Origin of the sequence: Enterobacter cloacae complex sp. IR5458 (assembly GCF_049238025.1) — a bacterium.
Taxonomy (GTDB): domain Bacteria; phylum Pseudomonadota; class Gammaproteobacteria; order Enterobacterales; family Enterobacteriaceae; genus Enterobacter; species Enterobacter kobei.
Genome location: NZ_JBMKIF010000007.1, coordinates 1 through 24,192, shown reverse-complemented (window position 1 = coordinate 24,192; position 24,192 = coordinate 1). Strand labels below are relative to the sequence as shown.

Below are 24,192 nucleotides of genomic sequence, written 5' to 3'. Positions count from 1 at the left end.
GCGTGCGTTACTGCGCATTACTCTTTAACGATAAATGCGTCAGCCACAGCCGGGTATCAAACTCCAGCTGGTGGTACTGCGGCTCCATGTGGCAGCACAGGGAATAGAACGCTTTGTCGTGCTCTTTCTCTTTCAGGTGCGCCAGCTCATGGACCACGATCATCCGCAGAAAGGCTTCCGGTGCGTTACGGAAAACCGTCGCCACGCGGATCTCGGCTTTGGCTTTCAGCTTGCCGCCCTGCACGCGGGAGATAGCGGTGTGCAGGCCGAGCGCGTTTTTCAGAACGTGGATTTTGTTGTCGTACATCACCTTGTTGATCGGCGGCGCGCTCTTCAGATACCGGCTTTTCAGATCCTGCGTATACTGCCAGAGGGCTTTATCGGTCGTGAAATCGTGCGTACCGGGGTAGCGTTTTTCCAGCACCGCGCCCAGCTTCTGCTCGGCAATCAGGCTGCGAACCTGAGAAAGTAAATGCTCCGGGTAGCCCTGGAGATAAGTAAGTTGGTTCATCAACGCCCCAAATCGACAATAAAACGGGTATACTCACGCACCCTTTTCAGGGATACGCCAAATTTTACCATTCAGGAGGGCCGATGAGCCACTTAGACAACGGTTTCCGTTCACTCAACCTTAAACGTTTCCCGGAAACGGACGACGTTAACCCGCTTCAGGCGTGGGAAGCGGCGGATGAGTATCTGCTGCAGCAGTTGGATGATACCGAAATCCTCGGGCCGGTTCTGATCCTGAATGATGCATTCGGCGCGCTGGGCTGCGCGCTGGCGGAGCACAAACCTTACAGCATCGGCGATTCTTACTTAAGCGAGCTGGCGACGCGTGAAAACCTGCGCCATAACGAAATCGACGAATCCAGCGTGAAGTTCCTCGACAGCACCGCGGAGTACCCGCAGGCGCCGGGTGTAGTGCTGATCAAAGTGCCAAAAACCATGGCGCTGCTGGAGCAACAGCTGCGCGCGCTGCGAAAAGTCGTCACGCCAGAAACCCGTATTATCGCGGGTGCCAAGGCACGCGATATCCACACGTCGACGCTGGAGCTGTTCGAGAAAGTCCTCGGTCCAACCACCACTACGCTTGCCTGGAAAAAAGCGCGCCTGATCAACTGTACGTTTAGCGCACCGGAGCTGGCCGACGCGCCAGAGACGCTGAGCTGGAAGCTGGAAGGCACCGACTGGACCATCCACAACCATGCAAACGTCTTCTCCCGTACCGGCCTGGATATCGGCGCACGCTTCTTTATGGAACATCTGCCGGAAAATCTGGAAGGGGAGATCGTCGACCTGGGCTGCGGGAACGGTGTGATTGGCCTGACGCTGCTGGCGAAAAACCCGGACGCCAGCGTGGTGTTTAGCGACGAATCGCCAATGGCGGTGGCCTCCAGCCGTCTGAACGTGGAAACTAACCTGCCAGAGGCGCTGGATCGCTGCGAGTTTATGATCAACAACGCGCTCTCCGGCGTGGAGCCGTTCCGCTTCAACGCCGTGTTCTGTAACCCGCCGTTCCATCAGAAGCATGCTCTGACGGATAACGTCGCCTGGGAGATGTTCCACCACGCGCGCCGCTGTCTGAAAATCAACGGCGAGCTGTATATCGTGGCGAACCGCCACCTGGACTACTTCCACAAGCTGAAGAAAATTTTCGGCAACTGCGTCACCATCGCGACGAACAACAAGTTTGTGGTGCTGAAGGCGGTGAAGCTGGGGCGTCGTCGTTAAGGTTGTTTTGCCTGGCGGCGCTGCGCTTGCACAGGCCTACGGTTTTGTAGGCCCGGTAAGCGCAGCGCCACCGGGCAAGAAATCAAATCGCTAATGCCAGCTTCGTCCCCTGTGCAATCGCCCGCCGTGCGTCCAGCTCCATCGCCACATCGCATCCGCCAATCAAATGCACCGTTCTTCCGGCTTCTCGCAGCGGATCCGCCAGATCCCTTCTCGGCTCCTGCCCGGCACACAAAATCACATGATCCACGCGCAACAGCTGCGGTTCGCCGCCGATCGTAACGTGCAGACCCTCGTCGTCGATCTTTTCGTAGCTCACCGCCGGGATCATCTTCACCCCGCGTGAAAGCAGGGTTGCCCGGTGGATCCAGCCCGTGGTTTTACCCAGTCCTTCGCCCGGCTTGCTGGCTTTACGCTGCAGCATCACAATCTGACGCGGGCTTTTCGGCAATTGCGGTCCTTCCGGACGCAGGCCGCCGGACTGGCTCAGGCTGGTGTCGATACCCCATTCCACGCAAAACTCGGCAATGTTCTGGCTGGTGGCCTCACCCGGCTGGCTTAAGTACATGGCGGTATCAAAGCCAATTCCGCCGCAGCCGATAATCGCTACGCTTTTTCCGACCGGCACTTTGTCACGCAATACGTCGAGATAGCTCAGCACTTTTGGATGATCGATACCTGCGATCGCAGGCGTTCGCGGTACGATCCCGCTCGCCAGGATCACCTCATCAAAACCGATCAGATCCGCCGCGCTGACAAACTGATTGAGCCGGAGCTCGACGCCCGTCAGGTCGATCATCCGGCGGTAGTAGCGCAGGGTCTCGTAGAACTCCTCTTTGCCGGGGATCTGTTTGGCGATATTAAACTGCCCGCCAATCTCGCCTGCGGCGTCAAAAAGCGTCACGCTGTGGCCGCGCGAGGCGGCATTCACTGCAAACGCCAGGCCTGCCGGGCCTGCGCCCACGACGGCCAGGCGTTTTATGCTGGCCGCCGGAACGATCGGCATTTTAGTTTCGTGGCAGGCTCGCGGGTTGACGAGGCAGGAGGTCACCTTGCCGACGAAGATCTGATCCAGGCAGGCCTGGTTACAGCCGATGCAGGTGTTGATCTCATCCGCGCGTCCGCTTTGCGCTTTGGACAGCAGCTCGGCATCCGCAAGGAACGGCCGCGCCATCGACACCATGTCGGCATCGCCGCGCGATATCACATCGTCCGCCACCTGCGGGTCGTTAATGCGGTTGGTGGTGACCAGCGGAACAGACACTTTGCCTTTCAGCTTGCGCGTCACCCAGCTGAATGCCGCGCGCGGCACCGGTGTGGCGATGGTCGGAATACGGGCTTCGTGCCAGCCAATCCCGGTGTTAATGAGGGTGGCACCAGCGGCTTCAATCGCCTGCGCCAGCTGCACGGTTTCGTCGAACGTCCCGCCGCCCTCCACCAGGTCGAGCATCGACAGGCGGAAGATGATAATAAAATCTGTTCCTGTTCGTTCGCGCACCGCGCGCACAACTTCAACGGCAAAGCGCATGCGGCGGACATAGTCGCCGCCCCATTCGTCCTCGCGCTGGTTAGTGCGGGCGGCAAGGAATTCGTTGATCAGATAACCTTCTGAGCCCATAACTTCGACGCCGTCATAACCTGCTTCACGCGCCAGCGCCGCGCAGCGGGCGAAGTCGTCAATCAGCGCTATGATCTCGTCGTGGCTGAGGGCATGCGGTGTGAAGCGGTTAATCGGCGCCTGAATGGCCGACGGCGCGACCAGTTTCGGCTGATAGCTGTAGCGCCCGGTGTGCAGGATTTGCAGGGCGATTTTGCCGCCCTCTTTGTGAACCGCGTCGGTAACGATACGGTGATGTGCAAGCTGGCTCGCATCGTTCAACACCGCGCCACCTTCCATCGTCACGCCTGAAGACGCAGGTGCTACGCCACCGGTGACAATCAGCGCCACGCCATGCCGCGCGCGCTCGGCGTAGAAGGCCGCCAGACGCTCGGCACCGTCCGGACGCTCTTCCAGCCCAGTGTGCATCGAGCCCATTAACACGCGGTTTTTAAGGGTGGTGAACCCCAGATCCAGGGGGGCGAACAACGACGGGTAGCGGCTCATAGTCTCTTCCAGTGTAAAATTATTGTTATGTGGTCGGATGAGTTACTAATTTAGCCAGCGGCAGCGGAAAGGTAAAAGCGGGATCGAATGATTGTGATAGATCTCAAAGAACTTCCCCGGTGGCGCTGCGCTTACCGGGGCTACAAAACCGCAGGACGGATAAGCGCAGCGCCATCCGGCGTTTTTTACGGCGCCGCTGCCCGTACCAATCCCGGGGCCTGCCACATCGATGTGGTCAGCCCGCTATCCACCAGCCCAAGCTGGTCGGCATACACCGCCTGCCATTTTTGCATCATGCCGTCATACAGCTCACGATGCTGGGGATTTGGCGTGAACTCACGGCTCCACTTCACCAGCCGCTCGCCCGTTGAGGCCATATCTGCAAATAATCCCGCGCCTGCGCCTGCCGCAATCGCGCAGCCGAGCGCTGTCGCCTCTTTCACTTCCGGCACGCGTACCGGCAACCCGGTGACGTCGCTTAAGATCTGACTCCACAGGGCGCCTTTTGCCCCTCCGCCCGCAAAAACTAAACTTTCAAACGTCACGCCGGAGAAGCGCGAAATCTGCGCCAGGTTGCAGGCCGAAACGATTGCCGCATTCTCTTCCAGGGCACGGAACAGCGTCGCTTTGTTGCACTTTTCCGGGTCGATAGAGAGGTTAATAAACGACGGCGCGGCGTGGTACCACTGCTTGAAATGCATCGCGTCGGAGAAGATCGGCATCACCCCATGGGAGCCTGCCGGCACGCGGCTCGCCATCTCTTCCAGCAGGGTATAGGTGTCCACTCCCATCCGCCCGGCAATCAGCTTTTCTTCTGCGCAAAAGGCGTCGCGGAACCAGCGCATGGTCAGCCCGGTGAAGAAGCTGATCGACTCCGCCTGGGCCATGCCGGGGATGACGTGCGGGTTCACGCGGATATTCATATCGGGATCGGTGCGCACCTGCGGCAGGTTCACCACCTGCTGCCAGAAGGTGCCGCCCAGCACCGCCGTTTGTCCGGCGCGGACCACGCCCAGCCCCAGGCAGCCCAGCTGTACATCGCCACCGCCCATTACCACCGGCGTGCCTTCGCGCAGGCCGCTTTGCTGCGCGGCTTCATGGGTAATGGCTCCCAGTACGCTGCCGGTCTCTTTCACCGGGGAGAGAATATCGGCGCGCAGCCCGGCCATGTCGAGCAGCGCCGGACGCCAGTCGCGGGAAAAGAGATCGAGCATGCCCGTGGTGCCCGCATTGGAGGGATCCACCGCCAGCTCGCCGGAAAGCTTCGCCGCCAGCCAGTCGCTGATCATGGTGATGGTCGCGGCCTTGCGGTAAATGTCGGGGCGATGGTGCGCCAGCCACAGAAGGCGCGGCATGGCGCTCAGGGCGAGAGTTTGCCCGGAGACGTCATACACCTCGGATTCAAAGCGGTTGTCGTGGATCTCTTTGAGCTCGGCCACCTCGCGGCTGGCGCGGGCGTCGACGTTGGCGCAGGCCCAGATGGCCTCGCCGTTGCGGTCGTACAGCACAATCCCTTCGCGCATGGAGCAGCAGGCAACGGACTGGATATCCGCCGCGGTCAGGTGCGCACGCTCCAGCGCCTGATGAATGCACTGGCAGGTCAGCCGCCAGTTGGTGTCGAGATCGAACTCCATCGATCCCGGTACGTTCTCCACGCTCAGGTGCTTCCACTCGGCCTGACCGACGGCAATCTGGCTGCCCTGTAAATCGAAAATCACGGCGCGAACGCTGCCGGTCCCTGCATCTAACGCTAAAAGGTAACTCATGAGCTTGCCTCGTTGTTAGCGCAGGGCATCCCCGTTACGTCAGGGCCAGCACCGCGCGGGCTGTCGTCTCCTCCGTCACCAGGCCATTGATACGGCGACCCTTAAGTGCGGCATAAATCGCATCGGCTTTCTCTTCCCCGCCGGCCACGCCAACGATGGTGGGCAGTTGCGCCAGTTCATCGAGCGTGACGCCGAGTAATTCTTTATGGATCTCCAGCTCCTCAACGCATTCCCCCTCGGCATTAAGGAAATAACCGAGAATGTCGCCGACTGCGCCTTTGCGGGCGTACATCAGCTGTTCACCTTCGCTGATATAGCCGGAGCGCAGTATCGTGGCGTCACGGCGCTGGTTCACCGAACCAATGCCAACCACCGCCACGTCGGCGGCGGTGGCGGCGAGGATCACGTCCCGCACGCTGGTTTCACGTTTTAAGATCCCGGCAACGGAGGCGGATGACACGCGCAGCGGGGCGGGGATCATGCTGACGCTGCAGGCCGCGTCCAGCTGGCCGATACCGGTCATATACGGCCCGACGCCGCCGGAGAGCGTCACCAGGCGGATCTGCTGCGAGCTGATAAAGCCGCTCAGGTGCTGCAGGCTGCTCATGGTCGTTTCACCAAATCCCACCGCCAACAGCTGGCCGGGCTCCAGCACGCCCATTAGCGACTGCGCCGCGCCAATGCCCAGCCGCACGTTCATCGGCGGCGTATTCAGGGCGGGCATCACGCGCACCAGCTTCAGCCCAAAGCGCTGCTGTAGTTCGGTTTCCAGCGCCAGACAGCCCTCGTAACGGGAGTTGATCTGCACGCGGATCACCCCGGACTGGCGGCCTTTCTCCAGCAGACGGGAGATCTTCAAACGCGGCAGCCCGAGTCGCTCACCGATGTCGTTCTGGGTCAGCCCGTCGTGGTAATAGCACCAGGCCACGCGCGCCACCAGCTCCTCTTCCGCCAGCGCCAGCCCGGCAAACCGTCCTTCTTCCGCAGTGCGTTTATCGCTCATAATTGAACTCTTATAAAAATTTAGATCATATGTTCGTGATGACGCGAAGGGAAAATGTGAGCCACGCGACAAAACGGATCTTTAAGCGGGTTTCTGTTTTATCTGGATCTTAATCAATAAAACTGTGATCCCTGCACGGTTGTAAATATAGTTCACCGTCTACGCTTTTGAACATTATTAAATCTAAAAATCATTTGTTCAATAGCGGAGCGATGATGACACCACTTATTGAAGCGCGGGGGATCAGCAAGCAGTTCTCGGGCGTGCCGGTGTTAAAAGGCATTGATTTCACGCTGCTCGCGGGCCAGGTACACGCCCTGATGGGCGGGAACGGCGCGGGAAAATCGACGCTGATGAAGATCATCGCCGGAGTTGAAACGCCCGACAGCGGTGAACTTTCGGTTGCGGGGGAGTCTTTTGCACGGCTTACGCCAGCGCAGGCGCATAAGCTCGGCATTTATCTGGTACCGCAGGAGCCGCTGCTGTTCCCCAACCTGACGGTGCGGGAAAACATCCTCTTTCGCCTGCCCCGTGAACGGGATCTGGAACCGCGCCTGGCCGATAAGCTCCAGCAGCTGAAATGCCAGCTTAACCTTGATGCCACCGCCAGCACACTGGAAGTGGCGGATCAGCAGATGGTAGAGATCCTCCGCGGATTAATGCGCAACGCCAGGATCCTGATCCTCGACGAACCCACCGCCTCGCTCACGCCCGGCGAAACCGAACGCCTGTTCCGCCAGATCCGCGCGTTGCAGGCGGTTGGCGTCGGCATTGTTTTTATCTCGCATAAGCTGCCGGAAATTCGCCTGCTTTCGAGCCACATCTCGGTGATGCGCGACGGTGCAGTGGTGCTGAGCGGTGAAACCGCGCAGTTTGACGATAACGCCCTGATTGCAGCCATGACGCCAGTGAGTCGGGAAAAATCTCTGAGCGAGACGCAAAAGCTTTGGCTGGCGTTGCCGGGCAACCGCCGCACCCAGCCGCAGGATTTCCCGGTGCTGCGCGTGGAGGATCTCACCGGGGAGGGGTTTATCGATCTGAGTCTTGAGATCTTCGCCGGTGAGATCGTCGGTCTGGCCGGGCTGGTGGGATCCGGGCGCACCGAGTTTGCCGAAACGCTTTACGGCCTGCGTCCGGTGCGCGGGGGGCGCGTCTGGCTGGAGAATCAGGAAATCACTGCCGATCCGCCTGATTCACGTCTGGAAAAAGGGCTGGTTTACCTGCCGGAAGACAGGCAGGTTTCCGGCCTGTTCCTCGACGCGCCGATCCGCTGGAACACCGTGGTGCTGAACGAGCCGTCTCTCTGGCAGCAGCGCAAGCGGGAGTCGGCGGTGGTAGAGCGCTATCACCGTGCGCTCGGGATCAAGCTCAACCATGCGGATCAAACCGTGCGTACGCTCTCCGGCGGCAACCAGCAGAAGGTACTGCTGGCGCGCTGTCTGGAGGCCAATCCTTTACTCCTTATTGTCGATGAACCGACGCGTGGTGTGGACGTCTCCGCGCGCGCCGATATCTACCAGCTCATCAAAAGCGTGGCCGCGCAGAACGTTGCGGTACTGATGATCTCAAGCGATCTCGATGAGTTCCCGGGCCTTGCCGATCGCGTGCTTGTGATGCATCAGGGCGTACTCAGCGGCGAGCTGCCGCGCCATGCCGTTAGCCTCGACAGGATGATGGCGCTGGCGTTCGGAGGGCAATCATGAAGACCTTATTAAAGAACCGTGAGTTGAGCGCGTTTCTCGCCATTCTGGCACTGTTTGCCGTGCTGGTGGTGCTGAACCCGTCTTACTTCAGCCTGCAAACGCTGGGGATGATCTTCGCCAGTGCCCAGATCCTGATCCTGCTGGCCATCGGTGCCGCGCTGGTCATGCTGACCCGCAATATTGACGTCTCGGTGGGCTCGACCGTTGGGCTGTCGGCAATCGCCGTCGGCGTGGCGCTCAATGGCGGCTACAGCCTGCCCGTTTCCATCCTCTTCGCACTGTCGATTGGCGCACTGGCCGGGGCGTTCAACGGCGTGCTGGTGGTGGGGCTGCGCATCCCGGCGATTGTCGCCACCCTCGGCACGCTGGGGCTGTATCGCGGGGCGATGCTGCTCTGGACGGGCGGGAAGTGGATTGAAGGGTTGCCGCCGGGGCTGAAATCTCTCTCTGACCCGCTTGCCCTCGGCATGTCGCCACTCGGTATGGTGGTGTTAATTATCGCAGCCGCGGGCGCGTGGACGCTGTCGCGTACCGCGTTCGGCCGTGATTTCTACGCGGTGGGGGATAACCTCGCCGCCGCGCGTCAGCTGGGCGTAGCGGTGAACCGCACCCGCATGCTCGCCTTTACCCTGAACGGCATGCTGGCGGCCTGCGCAGGGATTGTCTTTGCCGCGCAAATTGGTTTTGTCCCCAACCAGACCGGCAGCGGGCTGGAGATGAAGGCCATCGCCGCCTGCGTGCTCGGGGGGATCTCTCTGCTGGGTGGCACCGGCACGCTGATCGGTGCTTTGCTTGGGGCTTTCTTCCTCACCCAAATCGACACCGTACTGGTGCTGTTCAGGCTGCCAGCCTGGTGGAATGACTTTATCGCCGGGCTGGTGCTGCTGGGCGTACTGGTGCTCGACGGGCGGCTGCGTCAGGCGCTGGCGCGCCATCAGCGGGCGCTGAAATACGGCCGCTTCCAGCCAGGTCACAGAGGGGGAAAGCACGTCACTCCCTTTCCCAAACGCAAAAAAGAGGTGGCGTAAATGAAGCTTAACTGGGAAAGCGCGCTGCTGGTTTTGCTGGTGCTGGAGATCCTGCTCTTTGGCGCCATTAACCCGCGCATGCTCGACATCAATATGCTGCTGTTCAGCACCAGCGACTTCATCTGTATCGGTATCGTGGCGCTGCCGCTCACGCTTGTCATTATCAGCGGCGGGATCGACATCTCGCTGGGTTCGACCATCGGCCTGTGCGCCATCGCGCTGGGGGTGATGATGCAGGCCGGGTGGCCGATGGCGGTGGCCATTCCGCTGACGCTGCTGCTCGGCCTGCTGTGCGGGCTGGTGAATGCGGCGCTGATCCACTACACCGGCATCAGTCCACTGGTGATTACCCTCGGCACGCTCTATCTCTACGGTGGCGGGGCGTTGCTGCTTTCCGGCATGGCGGGGGCGACGGGCTATGAGGGCATCGGCGGCTTCCCGGACAGCTTTACCGCGTTCGCGAATCTCACGGTCGTTGGCCTGCCGCTCCCGCTGGTGCTGTTCGCTGTGATTACCGTTTTCTTCTGGCTGATTACCCACCGCGGGCGCTTTGGCCGTCATCTGTTTTTGATTGGCCAGAACCCGCGAGCGGCACGCTATGCGGCGCTGTCGGTTAACGGTATGCCCTACGCGCTGTACGGTCTGGTGGGCGTGGCCTCGGCCATTGCCGCGCTGGTCATGGTCTCCTATTTCGGTTCCGCGCGGTCAGATCTGGGGCGCGATTTGCTGATGCCTGCGCTCACCGCCGCCGTACTCGGCGGGGCGAATATCTATGGCGGGTCAGGTTCGGTTGTCGGTACGGCGCTGGCAGCGCTGCTGGTGGGGTACCTGCAACAGGGTTTACAGATGGTCGGCATCCCCAACCAGGTATCGAGCGCGCTTTCAGGAGCGCTGCTGGTTGTGGTGGTGATGGGTCGTTCGCTGAGTCTGCACCGCGAATGGGTGCGTTCTCTCTTTAGAAAACTTTCCGGAGCGTAAGATGAAAACAAAACTGATAGTCCTGGCAATGGCCCTCAGCTTCGCCTCGGCGCAGGCGGCGGATCGGATTGCCTTTATCCCGAAACTGGTGGGGGTTGGCTTCTTCACCAGCGGCGGCAACGGTGCGAAAGAGGCGGGGAAAGACCTCGGCGTGGACGTCACCTATGACGGTCCAACCGAGCCGAGCGTTTCCGGCCAGGTGCAGCTCATCAACAACTTCGTTAACCAGGGCTACAACGCGATTATCGTCTCTGCCGTGTCGCCGGACGGCCTCTGCCCGGCCTTAAAACGCGCGATGCAGCGCGGCGTCAAAGTGCTGACCTGGGATTCCGACACCAAACCGGAGTGCCGCAGCATATATATCAACCAGGGGACGCCGGAACAGCTCGGCGGCCTGCTGGTGGAGATGGCGGGCAAGCAGGTCACCAAACCGAATGCCAAAGTGGCATTCTTCTACTCCAGCCCAACGGTCACCGACCAGAACCAGTGGGTGAAAGAGTCGAAGGCTAAAATCGAGAAAGATCATCCTCAGTGGCAGATCGTGACCACTCAGTTTGGCTATAACGATGCCACCAAATCCCTGCAAACCGCCGAGGGGATCTTAAAAGCGTATCCGGATCTGGATGCGATCATCGCCCCGGATGCCAACGCCCTGCCAGCCGCTGCGCAGGCAGCAGAAAATCTGAAGCGGGAAGGGGTGGCGATTGTCGGGTTCAGCACGCCAAACGTCATGCGTCCATACGTGGAGCGCGGCACGGTAAAAGCCTTCGGCCTGTGGGACGTGGTGCGACAGGGCAAAATTGCGGTCAATGTCGCCGATCGTTTACTGAAAAAAGGCGATCTTAACGTTGGCGACAGCGTGGACGTGAAAGAGATCGGTACGCTGAAGGTCGAACCGAACAGCGTGCAGGGCTACCAGTATGAGGCGAAAGGTAACGGCATCGTGCTGCTGCCGGAACGCGTGGTGTTCACTAAAGAGAACATCAACAAATACGATTTCTGACGGGGGAACAAATGGCTGATTTAGACGACATCAAAGACGGGAAGGATTTTGGCATCGGCACGCCACAGCAAAATGTGCCGTTTACCCTGAAGGGCTGTGGTTCGCTGGACTGGGGGATGCAGTCCAGGCTTTCGCGCATCTTCAACCCGCAAAGCAACCGCACGGTGATGCTGGCCTTTGACCACGGTTATTTCCAGGGGCCGACCACCGGCCTTGAGCGTATCGATCTCTCCATTGCGCCGCTGTTTGGCGAAACCGATGTGCTGATGTGTACCCGCGGTATCCTGCGGAGTACCGTGCCTGCGGCCACCAACAAACCGGTTGTGCTGCGCGCCTCCGGCGGTAACTCAATTCTGGGCGAATTGTCCAACGAGTGCGTGGCGGTGGCAATGGAAGATGCGCTCCGGCTGAACGTCTGTGCGGTCGCAGCACAGGTCTACATTGGCAGCGAGTTCGAGCATCAGTCGATCAACAACATCATCAAGCTTGTCGACGCCGGTGCCCGCTACGGCATGCCAACCCTCGCGGTGACAGGGGTGGGGAAAGAGATGGCGCGCGACGCGCGGTATTTCTCACTTGCCAGCCGCATTGCCGCCGAAATGGGGGCGCAGTTCGTCAAAACCTATTATGTGGATGAGGGCTTTGAAAAAGTCACCGCCAGCTGCCCGGTGCCGATCGTCATCGCCGGCGGCAAAAAGCTGCCGGAGCACGAGGCGCTGGAGATGTGCTGGCGCGCGATTGACCAGGGCGCATCCGGTGTGGACATGGGGCGCAATATCTTCCAGTCCAGCGCGCCGCTCGCCATGCTGAAGGCAGTGAAAAAAGTGGTTCACGAGAACATGAGCGCCCGTGAAGCGTTCCAGTTCTGGCAGGAAGAGAAACAGGGAGAAGCAAAATGAACGTGACGTTAGTGGAGATCAACATCAAACCCGAGCGGGTGGACGAGTTTCTGACGGTGTTTCGCGCCAACCATGAAGGGGCGATTAAGGAGCCGGGAAACCTGCGTTTTGACGTCCTGCAGGATCCGAGGGTGAAAACCCGGTTCTTTATCTACGAAGCCTATAAAGACGAAGCGGCGGTGCTGGCGCATAAGCAGACGCCGCACTATCTGGCGTGCGTGGATAAGCTTGAGGACCTGATGTCGGAGCCGCGCAAAAAACGCAGTTTTGTGGGGTTGTTGCCGGAGTAGAAAACGTAGTGAAGGCTTTGTAGGCCGGGTAAGCGCTAGCGCCACCCGGCATTGTTCAGGCCAGCTTCAGATCCGCCAGGATCGCAGCAAGCGCCTCGCGCGGCTCACCCTGAATCGCCTGCAGTGGGAAGGGGAGCGCCGGTGCCTCCACTTTTCCCATCATCTCGGCTGCCGCTGCCATCACCCGCACGCTGCCGTAACGGCGGAACAGCGCCCACAGTGGCTCCAGACGTTCTGATTCCATGCTGTCTTTCGAGTGCGCAATTGCCAGTGCCGCCTGAGGGAACAGCCCGCCGATGACGGAATACCAGACGTCAAACCCGGCCTGCAGGGCGGATGCTGCCCGCCAGTCGCCGCTTATCCCCAGCGTGACCGTCTTCGGAAGACGCGCCCGCACCTGCGACACATCCTCCGGCATGTGGCCCATTTTCACCGAGCCAATATTGGGCAGCGCCGCCACGGCAAACATCAGCTCGTCGCTAAACTCAAACCCGGTGGTGGCGGGATTATCATAAACGCACAGCGGGACGGAGAGCTGGCGAGTTACCGTCTCATACAGCGAATAGACCTCGTCCGTCGTCAAACGCTGGTACGACACCGGTGCCATCAGCACGCTGGATGCACCTGCCTTCTGCGCGTGCTCAGCCAGACGCAAAATGTCATCCAGTCTCAGTGCGCCAATACTGACCATGACCGGAATGTCATTGGCATGTTCCACCGCACAGCGGGTAATATGCGTGCGCTCCTCAACCGTGAGGTAGGCATAGCTGCCCGTTGAACCCAGAATACCCAGCGAATCCACCCCCGCGTCGATCAGGGGGCGCAGCAGGTTGATAAAGGCCTGCTCGTCAAACTTCCCCTCTTTCAGGGGCGTTAACGGAAACGCACTTAACCCGTGAAACATCGTGTTGTCCTCTTACAGTTCCAGCAGTTGAACCTGAGCCGTTGCGCCTGGCATTAATCGTTGCAGATTGCTGACCAGCTCCTCGCCCGCTTCTTCGAGCGCACCTGACGGCATCGTTGGCAGACTTTCGAGAATAAACCACATGGTCTGCGCCTGGCTATCAAGACGGGTGCGTATCCCTTGTCGCCAGTTCCAGCGACGACAGGTGACGCCCATACCGTCGCGCCAGATGACCTCGCCAGCATCCGGGTATTCCACCACCGGCTGGCCCTCTTTCAGGGTGTCAAAGGGTTCATTGCCCTCGGCCAGCGTCAGGCGCGGCGCACCGGAATAGGCCGCGAGATTCTCGCCCCCTACCGGAATGGCGTAGCGAATACTGACCGCATTATAGATGTCCACCACCGGGTCGAGTGAAGGTAGCGAACCGTCTTTAAGCACCCGCTTTCGCAGTGCGGAGGCCGAGCAGGGGGTACGTTTTGGCTTCGCGCCAAAGTTTTTAAATACCTCATCCCAGGCAGCGAGATGCGCTTCTGCCCACTGCACATCATCATTCAACACCTGCTGGCAAGCCTGCGTCAGCGCGGCGGTGGCAACTTCTGGATGGGTAATCTGTGCGGCTTCAACCAGAATGCTCAGCGCCCGAAAGCCCGGGGCAATCCCGGCAAGACGCGGGTCTATTGACGGCGTAACGAGAGACATAAATAATCCTGTATTGACTGTTTTATACCATGGTAGTGACCAATGACTGATAAAGTCAATATAATGACTGAGCAGGGGGCCGATGTTGCCCAGGTAAGCCTGGCCGTGGCGAACCGCATCCGCAACTGGCGTAAAGATAAAAAATTGTCGCTGGATGAGCTATCCCGCCGCGCCAGCGTCAGCAAAGGCATGCTGGTGGAGATCGAAAAGGGGGCCGCCAATCCCAGTATCGCTATCCTGTGCAAACTGGCTGCCGCGCTGGGCGTTTCCGTGGCGGATATTGTTAACGTCTCCAGCGAACCGGTCGTGCATGTTATTGAAAAACAGGCCATCCCGGTTCTGTGGCAGGGCGCAAAGGGCGGTTCTGCCAGATTACTGGCGGGTACCGCTGGCCCGGACATGATTGAACTGTGGCAGTGGGAGATGCAGCCGGGGGAACACTTCTCTTCAGCGGGGCACCCGGCAGGCACATGTGAACTGCTACACGTGAACGAGGGGGTATTGTCGCTGACGGTGGGCGAGACGGTGACGCAGGTTGAGGCTGGCGCGTCGGCGGTCGCCAAAACCGAAATGGCGCACGGCTATGGGAACGAAGGCGATACCGTGCTTCGCTTCACCATGACGGTGGCGGAGTTTCACCGGTAAAAAACTGCCCGGTGGCGCTAACGCTTACCGGGCTTGCTTAGGCCGGGTAAGCGTAGCGTCACCCGGCGCTTTTTACGCCTCTTCCACGCTCACACGCAGTGCTGCCAGCGCTTTACGTGCCGCTTTCAGCACCTGCTCGCACTGCTCAATCGTCAGCGTCAGCGGCGGTTCAATACGGATGGTTTTCGAGTTGTTGAGCGTTCCGGCCACCAGTACCCGCTGGCGGAACATCTCGCTCGCGAAGCTATAGCCGATTTCATTGTCGACAAACTCAATTGCCATCAATAACCCTCTGCCGCGTGCATCCTGCACCAGATCCGGATATTCCCGGCCCAGCTGGCGGAAGCCATCCAGCAGCATGTCGCCTTTCTGCTCTGCTTGCGCAGGCAGGTTTTGTTCCAGCAGCACGTTGATGGTCGCCAGCGCCGCCGCACAGGCCAGCGGGTTACCGCCAAAGGTCGTGGTATGCAGGAACGGGTTGTCGAACAGCACCGAGAATACCTCCTCGGTGGCTACCGTAGCACCAATCGGCATCACGCCGCCGCCGAGCGCTTTCGCCAGACACAGAATGTCTGGCTGAACGTTCTCGTGCTCGCAGGCAAACATCTTGCCGGTGCGTCCCATCCCGGTCTGGACTTCGTCGAGGATCAGCAGGGCGCCAAACTCATCGCACAGCTGACGCACGGCAGGCAAATAGCCCTGCGGAGGCAGGATCACGCCGCCTTCGCCCTGAATCGGCTCCAGGATCACCGCCGCCACGTCATCGCCGGTTTTACGGCATTCACTCAGCGCGGTGCGCATGGCGTTAATGTCGCCGAACGGCACGTGGCGGAAGCCCGGCAGCAGCGGCATAAACGGCTTGCGGAAGGTGGATTTAGCGGTCGCCGACAGTGCGCCCAGGGATTTACCGTGGAACGCGCCGCTGGTGGCAATGAAGGTGAATTTCCCACGCGGCGACTGGTACGCTTTGGCGAGTTTAATCGCCGCTTCGACCGATTCCGTGCCGCTGTTACTAAAGAAGCTGTATTTCAGTTTGCCGGGCGTTAAGGCCGCCAGCGTTTTCGCTAGCATGGCGCGAAGCGGGTCGAGCAGTTCCTGGCTATGGAGAGGTTGTTTCGCAAGTTGATTCTGTACGGCGGAAACCACAACTGGATTACGGTGCCCCACGTTGAAGATACCAAAACCACCAAGGCAATCGATAAACTCCTGTCCCTGGGTGTCGACAAGCGTGTTCAGACTTCCCGCTTGCCACTCTACGGCTCCGTAATCCCCGCCGGCGGTAACAGATTTGCGATACTCCAGAAATCCTGGATTGACGTGCTCTTTAAAGTAATCAATGACCTCTCGGTTAAGTTGTTTCATCTCCTCATGATCAAGCGTTTGCTTCTCTATGAGATTCAATGCGTGCGCGGTACAGGCAAGAGCCGAGGCGCTGGAAGGTAACCTGTTCAAAATATGCTCCCGGGGATCGCGTATCACATGATACTGGTGTAAGTATTGCAGGGATTACGCCACTTCAGAGGACTTAACGAAAATCGGGATAAACGCCAGGTTAAAATAATGTTGCACAATATTTAATCATGCCGATACAACCGAAACGGGATTTAGCGATAAGGCACAGCACGTGCAGGACGGGGCATAAAAGCGCAATTGCACGAAAGGAGTGCACTGCATGCCACTTAAGCGGGCGTTAACAGGTCATGCTTTGCAGGTAATTTCCAAGAGAAAGTATTTCAAATCAATGAATTATAATTTCTCACAAAAAGTGCGGTTTAAGTGAAATCTGCGATCTCCATCAAGTTTAACAACTAAAGATAAATTGGTTACCGCCGAAAAAACAATTACCCACAAATTTAACATTCAAATAACCTGCAAGGGATGCTCACAATGTCCTCTCCAACCTATGTCACCCAGAATGAATATCCTCTGGACGATGACACCACCTTAATGTCTACCACAGACATCCACAGCTACATTACCCACGCCAACGACACGTTTGTGCAGGTGAGCGGTTACCCGCTTGATGAGCTGACGGGCCAGCCGCACAATATGGTGCGCCACCCTGATATGCCAAAAGCCGCCTTTGCCGATATGTGGTACACCCTGCAACAGGGGGAACCGTGGAGCGGGATTGTCAAAAATCGGCGCAAAAACGGTGACCACTACTGGGTGCGCGCGAATGCGGTGCCAATGGTGCGTCACGGGAAGGTGACGGGCTATATGTCGATCCGCACCAAAGCCACGGCGGAAGAGATAGCCACCGTGGAGCCGCTCTACCGCGCGCTGAATGACGGCAGCTGTAAGAAACGTATTCATAAAGGACTGGTGGTGGGAAAGGGCTGGCTGGGTAAACTGCCGGCCATGCCGCTGCGCTGGCGGGTGCGTAGCGTAATGGCGGTGCTTTTTGCCGTCCTCGCCGCCACGCTGGTCGCCACCTCCGCAGGGTGGATGCCGCTCGTTGCGGCTGTGGTAGTCATGCTGCTGGGGACGCTGCTGTTTGAGCAACAGATTGTGCGTCCGGTCGAAAACGTGGCGCGACAGGCGCTGAGGGTGGCTACCGGGGAGCGCAACAGCGTGCAGCATCTAAACCGCAGTGACGAGCTGGGGCTAACCCTGCGCGCGATAGGCCAGCTGGGGCTGATGTGCCGCTGGTTGATCAACGACGTCTCGAGCCAGGTGGTGAGCGTGCGAGACGGCAGCGACAGGCTGGCCCGGGGTAATGAAGATCTGAACGATCGTACGCGTCAGACGGTAGCGAATGTGCAGCAGACCGTCGCAACGATGAACCAGATGGCCGCCTCCGTGCAGAGCAACTCTGAAACTGCCGCCGAGGTGGATAAACTCTCCGTTGCCGCGAGCAGTGCGGCGACGAAGGGCGGCAATGCGATGCAGACCGTGGTCAAAACCATGGATGACATCGCCGACAGCACGCAGCGAATTGGCTCGATTACCTCCCTGATAAACGACATCGCTTTCCAGACCAATATCCTGGCGCTCAATGCGGCCGTTGAAGCGGCACGGGCGGGTGAGCAGGGGAAAGGGTTTGCCGTGGTCGCGGGCGAAGTCCGCCATCTCGCCAGCCGCAGCGCCAGTGCGGCTAACGATATTCGTAAACTCATTGATGCCAGCGCCAGCAAAGTGCAGTCCGGCTCCGAGCAGGTGCACGCCGCCGGCCGCACGATGGATGACATTGTCGAGCAGGTGAAAAACGTGACGCAGCTTATCGCTCAGATCAGTCACTCCACCTCCGAGCAGGCCACCGGGCTCTCAGAATTAACCCGTGCGGTGGCCGAGCTGGACAGCATCACGCAGAAAAATGCCGACCTGGTCGAGGAGAGCGCACACATTTCTGCCATGGTGAAACACCGTGCCGGGCGTCTGAAGGATGCGGTAACCGTGCTCCATTGAGTCAGTAAATTTCCGGAAAAGCCGTTTATTCCGTAAGGAATAAACGGCTTTTTTATGGCTGCTTGTGACTATTAATGTGCTTTATTGTTAATGTAATATTAAATAACTAAAAAAAGTATCTCAGTTATTTATTTCTGCCTAAGTCAGTTTCCCATGATGCTGTTTTGCAAAACACGCTTCTGGTGGTCTGGTAACGATCGATGAGACGAAATTAATAGTCTCTGCCTATCCATTGTGATGGTTATGAAATAAAAAAACGATCAAAATCATAAAGTTAGCGAATTCGTTACCGATAACAGCGATCGTCTGAGAAATAATCACATCGATGGAGTAAATATGTTCTTACATGACGTAAAGATCGGCACGAAATTATTTCTGGCGTTTGGGTTCTTTATTGTCCTGATGGCAATCAGCGCGAGCCTGTCTCTGCTGAGTCTGAACCGGGCAAATAATGGGATGCAATCCATTATTACCCTTGATTATCCGACCACGGTAAAAGCGAACCAGTTAATCGATAACTTCCAGGAATTTATTAGCACTCAACAGCTGATGCTGCTGGACGAGCAGGGGACTTACACGGGGCAATCTCAGCAGCACCTGAAAGAGATCAGCGAGCACATCACGGTGATCCTGGGCGAGCTGAACAACGCGTTGCAGGATGAAAAGTCTCAGCAGGTGCTGGCGGATATCCGTAGTGTGCGCCAGCAGTATCTGGACTCGCGCTATCGCATCCTGCAGGCGGTGCAGAACAACAATCGTGCGGGTGCCATTCAAGAGATGATGACCACCACCCTTGCCGTGCAGCAGGCTTATAAAGCGAAAGTGAAGGAGCTGATTGCCATTCAAAACAGCGAGATGCAAAGTGCAGGCGCGCAGGTAGAAGGGGATTTCAGGTCTAACCGACTGCTGCTGATCCTCATCACCCTCTTTAGCGTCGCGGCAGGCAGCCTGATCGGCTGGTTTATCGTTCGCGCTATCACCCGTCCGCTCGGCGAGGCGGTGAATTTTGCGAAGGCCATTTCAGAGGGCGATCTGACGGGCAGCATCACGCCGCACGGCAAAGACGAAACGGGCTTACTGCTGCATGCGTTGATGGAGATGAAAAACCGTCTGCTGGACATTGTGCAGCAGGTGCAAACCGGCTCGGAGAATATCTCCAGCGCAGCCGCGCAGATCGTTGCGGGTAACCAGGATCTCGCCGCGCGCACGGAAGAGCAGGCAAGTTCCGTTGAACAGACAGCAGCCTCGATGGAGCAGATCACCGCGACGGTGAAAAACACCGCCTCGCACACTGGCGAAGCGACCAACCTCTCGGCAGATGCTGCCACGGTGGTCAAAAACAACGGTGAGATGATGAAGCAGGTGACCAGCAAAATGCGCCTGATTAACGAGACGTCGAACCGGATGTCCGACATTATCGACCTGATCGACGCCATTGCTTTCCAGACCAACATTCTGGCGCTGAACGCGGCCGTGGAAGCAGCGCGCGCCGGTGAGCACGGTCGTGGCTTTGCGGTGGTGGCCGGTGAGGTGCGCCAGCTTGCCCAGAAGAGCGCGTCGTCGGCCAGCGAAATCCGTGAGCTTATTGAGAGCTCCACCAGTCAGACCCAGGACGGCATGAACCTGGTGGAAAAAGCGAGCGCGCTGATCAACGGGATGGTGGGCAACGTGGAAGAGATGGACGTCATCCTGCGTGAGATCCGCCAGGCCAGCCATGAGCAGACGGAAGGGATCTCGCAGATTAACAGCGCGATTGGCCTGATTGATGCCACCACCCAGCAGAACTCCGCGCTGGTGGAGGAGTCCGTCGCCGCGGCGGCATCGCTTAACGAACAGGCGATGCACCTGAAAGAGCTGGTACGTGTCTTCCGCGTGAGCGAACACGCTCCGGCTTAATCCAGCTGGGAGATCTCGAGCGCCGCGCGGTCAATGACGCCGATAATCTGCTTAAGCTGCGCGTCGCTGAGCTCTCCCTGATTCACCTTCAGGTCTAACACCGCTTTAAAGTTATCCAGCGCCCGCTTCATCTGCGGGTTTTTGCGCAGCTGGAAGCCGACAGAACGCGCTTTGATGCGTGCCTGTATGTGCTCAAGCTGTTCCTGGTTCTCATCCAGCCACTGCTGGCCCGTCACGGTAATCGCAATTCGCTTTCTGCCGTTCTCTTCTTCCGTAATGGTGATAAAGGTCTGATCCTGCAGATAATCCAGCGTCGGGTAGATCACCCCAGGGCTCGGTGTGTAATTACCCTGGGTCAGGTTCTCAATCTCTTTGATCAGCTCATAGCCGTGGCTCGCATTGCGGGTCAGGATATCCAGAATCACCAGCCGCAGATCGCCGTGGCCGAAAAAGCGCGGTCGGCGTCCGCCGCCATCATGTTCGTGTCGCATAGTAATTCCTTTAATTTGATATATCTAAACTATATCTAAGATATATTCAGATGCAATCTAAAAGATCTTGCTTTTTTACTGATTAGTAATCATTATCATTTAAAAATTAATTTAGATATATCGTATTCATCAGAGAAGGGGCTAAAAATGGCATCTACCCGTTACCCACAGCGTGTTCGTAATGACCTGCGTTTTCGCGAGCTGACGGTGCTCCGCGTGGAACGCGTGAGCGCGGGTTTCCAGCGCGTTGTATTAGGTGGTGAGGCGCTGGAGGGGTTTAGCTCACGCGGCTTCGACGACCACACCAAAGTCTTTTTCCCGGCACCGGGGGCGGTGTTTGTGCCGCCCGTGGTGACTGATGAAGGCATCGACTGGGGCGACGGCGTGCGTCCGCAGACGCGCGACTATACGCCGCTGTATGATGAGTCTCGCCATGAACTGGTGCTCGATTTCTTCATTCATGACGGCGGCATTGCCAGCAACTGGGCGGTTGAGGCGAAAGCGGGGGACACGTTGACCATTGGTGGGCCGCGCGGTTCGCTGGTGGTGCCGGAAGATTACGCCTGGCAACTGTACGTGTGTGATGAATCCGGCATGCCTGCGCTACGTCGACGTTTAGAGAGTCTTGCTAAACTGCCGGTTCGCCCGGAAATTCACGCGGTAGTGACGGTCGGGAACGACGCATATAAGGACTATCTGGCGCACCTGAGCGACGTCGACATCACTTGGGTAGTGGGCCACAGCGAGCAGGCGGTGGCGGATCGTCTGGCGGCGTTGACCGTTCCGGCGGAAGAGTACTTTATCTGGCTGACCGGGGAAGGAAAGGTAGTAAAAAGCCTGAGCCGTCAGTTTGACACTGACGCGATTGATCAACAGTTGGTGCGTGCCAGCGCCTACTGGCACGCTAAATAATCAGGCTGCTGAATCCATTTGCGCTTCGTTCACCTGGTGTTCGAGCGAGGCGCGAACCTCGTGCAGGGCTTTCTCCTGCTGAGCAAAGAACGCCTCCATATTGCTCAGCGACGACACCAGCAGCCAGGACTCTTCTTTCTCCAGCTCCGCCAGCTCGTTCACTAAGGTGTCGATTTGCTCGCGTACCTGCGCCATTTTTTTGCGGATACGTTCCAGATCGTTCAGCCTGTCGCTGGCCATCAGCGGCTCGAAGCCCTGCTGCAGGCGGGCGACCAGCGAGCGAATAGCCTTGACGTCGCCACGCTGTTTGGCCTGGTTGAGCTGCACCATCATCGCGTTGGCTTCCTCTTTCAGGTCGTCCGCCACCAGGTCCGGATGACAGAGTTTGCTCGCCTGCCGCCAGAGACGCTTGAGTTCGTTCTGATCTTCTTCAGAGAGGTGCTTCCCTTTGCGCAGCCGCATTTCGACATCGTGATGTTGCTCGCGATACTTCTCGTACTCTTCGTTGGCTTCGTCACGCGCCTGGCGAGCAGGCTCCTCTTCGCGCGTTAAGCCGCTCTCCAGCTCCAGCGCCTCGGCCAGCAAATTAGCAATCAAATTACTTTGCTGCTCCAGATGCTTGCGCGCCTCAGCCGCCTGCACGGAGTCGGCTGGCAGATCGCGCCAGCGCTGGGTGAGCGTCGCCAGCACCTCTACCGCCTGCGCCATATAGCGCTGGCAGCGACGGTAATCTTCCTCGCGACGACGCGCCTCCGCCTGCTGACGACGCAGGTTCAGCTCCGCCAGGGTTTTACGCAGAGCGAGGATCTGCTGCATCAGGGGACCCAGACGGGAGAAATATAGATCGTTGAACTCATCAAGCTGCTGCACCCGCGCGTTGCGGCGATCGATGAGATCGCGCAGACGCTCTTCCAGCGCCTTCAGCTCCAGCTTGCTGGCTGCCACTTGCGGGTCGCGCCACGGGGTGATGGCGCGCTGGCCTTGCAGCCAGGCGGTAATGGCCCTGATGGCGGCGGTGTAGTTCTTCTGCTCAAGCGCCACGACGATTGCCTGTAGCTCATCGTCAAACGCTTCATTCTTCAGCCGTGTCAGCTGGCTCTGGATGATGTCGTCATCTTCCAGTTCAATGGCATTTTTAATGATTTCTAGCCGTTTGATCGGTGTGCTCATGATGCCTTTCGCTTTGGCGCTTAAGTATTTGAGTTAAGGGTAGTTGTGGGCAACGCTACAGGAAATAATACACACGGATGATGATCGGCGCGATGGGGGATTTCTTTAGTTTTTAGGGTTTGTGAGGGTGAGCGGCAGGACGGACTACATTTGATTGATTCCGTGTGTGCTTGCACAGGGTGCAGCAAAAAATCAGAGGAGGAATATAGCCTGGCGAATGCCAGGAGGAAAACTCAGGGGACAACAAGGGGGCACCCGTCATTCAGCGAGCACTAGTAGCCAGGCAAATTCTGACAATCATCTCCAAATCTTTAGCAGAGCTGTGGTGGCTTTCTTCTAAGAGACTGTCAATCTGCTCTCCAGTAAGAAAGGCCATCTCACTTTCTTCTGTTCTGAACTGTCGAATATTATCTGGCGGGTTTGGCGCTTCCCATTCGCCAAGTCGTTTCAATTCATTGAACACCGTGAGGAAATACGCGTGCTCTAAGTTCATGGTGCGAGGCGAAACCTGAGTAACGCGCTTAGTACGGGCAAAATGGCCATCGAGCCTTTTTGCCCGGTACGCGGTGAAAAGCTGGGCTAAGAATTCAGTAGCCAGGGGCGACCCTATGCACAGATCTGCCCAGAGCATGGTGCTTTTACGTTTCTCGCCGTCACGCAAAGTTATTCCATGGCGCTCAAACCATAGATGGACTATATCCGAAAGACGACGTTTGTCTTTGCCCTGGCCTAACCAGGGCGTGTCCTCAAATTTTTGCAGTGTGTAATTTTCAAACGCCAGCGCTTCGCCTTTAGTGACAAACTTCCTACGAACCCGCTTGCCGTCTTTACTATCAGTTCTGTCTACAGTGTAAAAATCAGCAACCCGTTGGCCGTTAGCTAACTTTCTTACAGACATAAATTAACCATTCAAAATGAATTTTTTCTGCTGCTGGAATTCTTCTTCTGTAAGAATCCCTTCTTCTTTCATTTTTGCAAGACGTTCAATTTTCGCCATTTGATCATCGAATGATTGAGTGTCTTTGGTCGGTTCTTGTTGTTGCGAGGCAGGGGCGTTCAGAGAGTTTTTTGTTTCGTTCACTAAATTTGTGAAGGGTATAACTGAGCCTTTCATGACATTTTTGATTGTGTAGTTTTGGCCGCTAGTAGAAATCATAATTTCACCAAACATAAGCCCCGTCTTGCCGCCTACGCTCACAATGTTGTTGAGGTTGATGTCAACCTGCTTAACACCAAAAATCATGCCCTTATCAAGGAAAATTACGCGTTTATTTGTCAGTGTGATGAGCCAGGTGTTGCCGTCCATCATGCCACTGGCAATGGCCACCGGACGTTCGCCCGAGTTCAAAATTTCAGGGAGGTGAAAGAATTCTTTTTTTGTACCAAAGGGCGTGTCAGATACAACGCCAGCTAAGCGTTTCATCTCCGCTTTGAGTTGGTCTTTTGATGCTGTTTTGTAGTCAATCATCTTCAAATCCTTATGCTTATCTTATTGTTAATACAACCTGACCTGCTCCCCGTTGATTAGTACACCCCGATGTTAGTAATGTCTTCATAAGCCA

Annotated in this window: 21 protein-coding genes and 1 pseudogene; 11 read left to right on the top strand and 11 right to left on the bottom strand. The window is 57.7% G+C overall.

What is annotated here, in order from left to right; all coding sequences use genetic code 11:
* Window positions 1–7 precede the first annotated feature (7 nt).
* Window positions 8–511, bottom strand: a complete 504-nt coding sequence (locus tag ACOTYN_RS07575; protein WP_014885318.1) for a YgjP-like metallopeptidase domain-containing protein — start codon at window positions 509–511, stop codon at window positions 8–10.
* An 83-nt stretch (window positions 512–594) separates the two neighbouring features.
* Here ACOTYN_RS07575 and rlmG point away from each other — a divergent pair, with 83 nt between their 5' ends.
* The gene (gene rlmG, locus ACOTYN_RS07570; RefSeq protein ID WP_014885317.1) at window positions 595–1,731 is read left to right on the top strand and encodes a 23S rRNA (guanine(1835)-N(2))-methyltransferase RlmG; all 1,137 of its coding nucleotides are present in this window, start codon (window positions 595–597) and stop codon (window positions 1,729–1,731) included.
* An 82-nt stretch (window positions 1,732–1,813) separates the two neighbouring features.
* Here the strand turns inward: rlmG and ACOTYN_RS07565 are convergent, their stop codons facing one another.
* The 3 genes from ACOTYN_RS07565 to lsrR all read right to left on the bottom strand — a co-directional run bounded on the left by ACOTYN_RS07565 (window position 1,814) and on the right by lsrR (window position 6,604).
* Window positions 1,814–3,835: an NADPH-dependent 2,4-dienoyl-CoA reductase gene (locus ACOTYN_RS07565; RefSeq protein ID WP_032635479.1), complete on the bottom strand. Its 2,022-nt coding sequence runs from the start codon at window positions 3,833–3,835 to the stop codon at window positions 1,814–1,816.
* 185 nt (window positions 3,836–4,020) lie between these two features.
* Complete coding sequence (gene lsrK / locus ACOTYN_RS07560) at window positions 4,021–5,601, bottom strand: autoinducer-2 kinase (protein WP_047625402.1); 1,581 nt, start codon at window positions 5,599–5,601, stop codon at window positions 4,021–4,023.
* A gap of 34 nt (window positions 5,602–5,635) precedes the next feature.
* Window positions 5,636–6,604, bottom strand: coding sequence for a transcriptional regulator LsrR (gene lsrR / locus ACOTYN_RS07555; RefSeq protein WP_023338807.1), 969 nt, complete (start codon window positions 6,602–6,604; stop codon window positions 5,636–5,638).
* A gap of 215 nt (window positions 6,605–6,819) precedes the next feature.
* Here lsrR and lsrA point away from each other — a divergent pair, with 215 nt between their 5' ends.
* Genes lsrA through lsrG form a run of 6 tightly spaced genes read left to right on the top strand, consistent with a single transcriptional unit; the run spans window position 6,820 to window position 12,505 of the window.
* Window positions 6,820–8,307 carry an autoinducer 2 ABC transporter ATP-binding protein LsrA gene (lsrA, locus tag ACOTYN_RS07550; protein ID WP_071922877.1) on the top strand — a complete coding sequence of 496 codons (1,488 nt, stop codon included), beginning with the start codon at window positions 6,820–6,822 and terminating at the stop codon, window positions 8,305–8,307.
* Window positions 8,304–9,335 carry an autoinducer 2 ABC transporter permease LsrC gene (lsrC, locus tag ACOTYN_RS07545; protein WP_071922878.1) on the top strand — a complete coding sequence of 344 codons (1,032 nt, stop codon included), beginning with the start codon at window positions 8,304–8,306 and terminating at the stop codon, window positions 9,333–9,335. The genes lsrA and lsrC overlap by 4 nt, the downstream gene beginning before the upstream one ends.
* Entirely contained in the window at window positions 9,336–10,313 is a 978-nt protein-coding gene (lsrD, locus tag ACOTYN_RS07540) for an autoinducer 2 ABC transporter permease LsrD (RefSeq protein WP_045134798.1), read from the top strand. It begins immediately after the preceding gene.
* A gap of 1 nt (window position 10,314) precedes the next feature.
* Window positions 10,315–11,316 (top strand): autoinducer 2 ABC transporter substrate-binding protein LsrB, encoded by a 1,002-nt coding sequence (gene lsrB, locus ACOTYN_RS07535; protein WP_332959288.1) that lies wholly within the window; start codon window positions 10,315–10,317, stop codon window positions 11,314–11,316.
* 11 nt (window positions 11,317–11,327) lie between these two features.
* Window positions 11,328–12,215, top strand: coding sequence for a 3-hydroxy-5-phosphonooxypentane-2,4-dione thiolase (gene lsrF, locus ACOTYN_RS07530; protein ID WP_014885309.1), 888 nt, complete (start codon window positions 11,328–11,330; stop codon window positions 12,213–12,215).
* Window positions 12,212–12,505 carry a (4S)-4-hydroxy-5-phosphonooxypentane-2,3-dione isomerase gene (lsrG, locus tag ACOTYN_RS07525; protein WP_023331350.1) on the top strand — a complete coding sequence of 98 codons (294 nt, stop codon included), beginning with the start codon at window positions 12,212–12,214 and terminating at the stop codon, window positions 12,503–12,505. Before lsrF ends, lsrG begins: the two co-directional genes overlap by 4 nt.
* Window positions 12,506–12,560: 55 nt before the next feature.
* On the opposite strand, the gene ACOTYN_RS07520 is transcribed toward lsrG, so the two are convergent.
* Together ACOTYN_RS07520 and ACOTYN_RS07515 are read right to left on the bottom strand one after the other, a co-directional pair.
* Window positions 12,561–13,409: a dihydrodipicolinate synthase family protein gene (locus ACOTYN_RS07520; RefSeq protein ID WP_332959291.1), complete on the bottom strand. Its 849-nt coding sequence runs from the start codon at window positions 13,407–13,409 to the stop codon at window positions 12,561–12,563.
* 12 nt (window positions 13,410–13,421) lie between these two features.
* Entirely contained in the window at window positions 13,422–14,108 is a 687-nt protein-coding gene (locus ACOTYN_RS07515) for a B3/4 domain-containing protein (RefSeq protein WP_071922882.1), read from the bottom strand.
* 42 nt (window positions 14,109–14,150) lie between these two features.
* On the opposite strand from ACOTYN_RS07515, the gene ACOTYN_RS07510 reads away from it, so the two are divergent.
* The gene (locus ACOTYN_RS07510) at window positions 14,151–14,753 is read left to right on the top strand and encodes a helix-turn-helix domain-containing protein (RefSeq protein WP_045268582.1); all 603 of its coding nucleotides are present in this window, start codon (window positions 14,151–14,153) and stop codon (window positions 14,751–14,753) included.
* Window positions 14,754–14,825: 72 nt separating this feature from the next.
* On the opposite strand, the gene ygjG is transcribed toward ACOTYN_RS07510, so the two are convergent.
* Window positions 14,826–16,205 carry a putrescine aminotransferase gene (gene ygjG, locus ACOTYN_RS07505; protein WP_023337828.1) on the bottom strand — a complete coding sequence of 460 codons (1,380 nt, stop codon included), beginning with the start codon at window positions 16,203–16,205 and terminating at the stop codon, window positions 14,826–14,828.
* Window positions 16,206–16,640: 435 nt separating this feature from the next.
* Between ygjG and ACOTYN_RS07500 the strand changes: the two genes are divergently transcribed.
* Together ACOTYN_RS07500 and ACOTYN_RS07495 are read left to right on the top strand one after the other, a co-directional pair.
* Window positions 16,641–18,161 carry a methyl-accepting chemotaxis protein gene (locus tag ACOTYN_RS07500; protein WP_071922883.1) on the top strand — a complete coding sequence of 507 codons (1,521 nt, stop codon included), beginning with the start codon at window positions 16,641–16,643 and terminating at the stop codon, window positions 18,159–18,161.
* 336 nt (window positions 18,162–18,497) lie between these two features.
* On the top strand, window positions 18,498–20,057 hold the full coding sequence (locus tag ACOTYN_RS07495; RefSeq protein ID WP_071922884.1) for a methyl-accepting chemotaxis protein: 1,560 nt from the start codon (window positions 18,498–18,500) through the stop codon (window positions 20,055–20,057).
* On the opposite strand, the gene ACOTYN_RS07490 is transcribed toward ACOTYN_RS07495, so the two are convergent.
* Window positions 20,054–20,548, bottom strand: coding sequence for a PadR family transcriptional regulator (locus ACOTYN_RS07490; RefSeq protein ID WP_014885300.1), 495 nt, complete (start codon window positions 20,546–20,548; stop codon window positions 20,054–20,056). The genes ACOTYN_RS07495 and ACOTYN_RS07490 overlap by 4 nt on opposite strands.
* A 147-nt stretch (window positions 20,549–20,695) precedes the next feature.
* Between ACOTYN_RS07490 and ACOTYN_RS07485 the strand changes: the two genes are divergently transcribed.
* The gene (locus ACOTYN_RS07485) at window positions 20,696–21,460 is read left to right on the top strand and encodes a siderophore-interacting protein (protein ID WP_023331344.1); all 765 of its coding nucleotides are present in this window, start codon (window positions 20,696–20,698) and stop codon (window positions 21,458–21,460) included.
* On the opposite strand, the gene ACOTYN_RS07480 is transcribed toward ACOTYN_RS07485, so the two are convergent.
* From ACOTYN_RS07480 to ACOTYN_RS07470, 3 genes and pseudogenes are all read right to left on the bottom strand, one after another.
* A complete protein-coding gene (locus ACOTYN_RS07480) occupies window positions 21,461–22,630 on the bottom strand; it encodes a DNA repair protein (protein WP_332959296.1) in 1,170 nt (389 codons plus the stop codon).
* Between the two features lie 265 nt (window positions 22,631–22,895).
* Window positions 22,896–23,528: pseudogene (locus ACOTYN_RS07475) on the bottom strand (phage integrase); the annotation flags it as partial.
* A 3-nt stretch (window positions 23,529–23,531) separates the two neighbouring features.
* Window positions 23,532–24,098, bottom strand: a complete 567-nt coding sequence (locus tag ACOTYN_RS07470) for a PH domain-containing protein (RefSeq protein ID WP_014885296.1) — start codon at window positions 24,096–24,098, stop codon at window positions 23,532–23,534.
* Window positions 24,099–24,192 lie beyond the last annotated feature (94 nt).

What these genes read in the sequence shown, in the direction of transcription:
- ACOTYN_RS07515 (WP_071922882.1), bottom strand. Translation starts at nt 14,108, where the DNA reads ATGTCTCTCGTTACGCCGTCAATAGACCCGCGTCTTGCCGGGATTGCC.
- lsrK (WP_047625402.1), bottom strand. Translation starts at nt 5,601, where the DNA reads ATGAGTTACCTTTTAGCGTTAGATGCAGGGACCGGCAGCGTTCGCGCC.
- ACOTYN_RS07485 (WP_023331344.1), top strand. Translation starts at nt 20,696, where the DNA reads ATGGCATCTACCCGTTACCCACAGCGTGTTCGTAATGACCTGCGTTTT.
- lsrB (WP_332959288.1), top strand. Translation starts at nt 10,315, where the DNA reads ATGAAAACAAAACTGATAGTCCTGGCAATGGCCCTCAGCTTCGCCTCG.
- ACOTYN_RS07490 (WP_014885300.1), bottom strand. Translation starts at nt 20,548, where the DNA reads ATGCGACACGAACATGATGGCGGCGGACGCCGACCGCGCTTTTTCGGC.
- ACOTYN_RS07510 (WP_045268582.1), top strand. Translation starts at nt 14,151, where the DNA reads ATGACTGATAAAGTCAATATAATGACTGAGCAGGGGGCCGATGTTGCC.
- lsrC (WP_071922878.1), top strand. Translation starts at nt 8,304, where the DNA reads ATGAAGACCTTATTAAAGAACCGTGAGTTGAGCGCGTTTCTCGCCATT.
- ACOTYN_RS07480 (WP_332959296.1), bottom strand. Translation starts at nt 22,630, where the DNA reads ATGAGCACACCGATCAAACGGCTAGAAATCATTAAAAATGCCATTGAA.
- ACOTYN_RS07470 (WP_014885296.1), bottom strand. Translation starts at nt 24,098, where the DNA reads ATGATTGACTACAAAACAGCATCAAAAGACCAACTCAAAGCGGAGATG.
- ACOTYN_RS07495 (WP_071922884.1), top strand. Translation starts at nt 18,498, where the DNA reads ATGTTCTTACATGACGTAAAGATCGGCACGAAATTATTTCTGGCGTTT.
- lsrF (WP_014885309.1), top strand. Translation starts at nt 11,328, where the DNA reads ATGGCTGATTTAGACGACATCAAAGACGGGAAGGATTTTGGCATCGGC.
- rlmG (WP_014885317.1), top strand. Translation starts at nt 595, where the DNA reads ATGAGCCACTTAGACAACGGTTTCCGTTCACTCAACCTTAAACGTTTC.
- lsrG (WP_023331350.1), top strand. Translation starts at nt 12,212, where the DNA reads ATGAACGTGACGTTAGTGGAGATCAACATCAAACCCGAGCGGGTGGAC.
- ACOTYN_RS07575 (WP_014885318.1), bottom strand. Translation starts at nt 511, where the DNA reads ATGAACCAACTTACTTATCTCCAGGGCTACCCGGAGCATTTACTTTCT.
- lsrD (WP_045134798.1), top strand. Translation starts at nt 9,336, where the DNA reads ATGAAGCTTAACTGGGAAAGCGCGCTGCTGGTTTTGCTGGTGCTGGAG.
- ACOTYN_RS07520 (WP_332959291.1), bottom strand. Translation starts at nt 13,409, where the DNA reads ATGTTTCACGGGTTAAGTGCGTTTCCGTTAACGCCCCTGAAAGAGGGG.
- ACOTYN_RS07565 (WP_032635479.1), bottom strand. Translation starts at nt 3,835, where the DNA reads ATGAGCCGCTACCCGTCGTTGTTCGCCCCCCTGGATCTGGGGTTCACC.
- lsrA (WP_071922877.1), top strand. Translation starts at nt 6,820, where the DNA reads ATGACACCACTTATTGAAGCGCGGGGGATCAGCAAGCAGTTCTCGGGC.
- lsrR (WP_023338807.1), bottom strand. Translation starts at nt 6,604, where the DNA reads ATGAGCGATAAACGCACTGCGGAAGAAGGACGGTTTGCCGGGCTGGCG.
- ACOTYN_RS07500 (WP_071922883.1), top strand. Translation starts at nt 16,641, where the DNA reads ATGTCCTCTCCAACCTATGTCACCCAGAATGAATATCCTCTGGACGAT.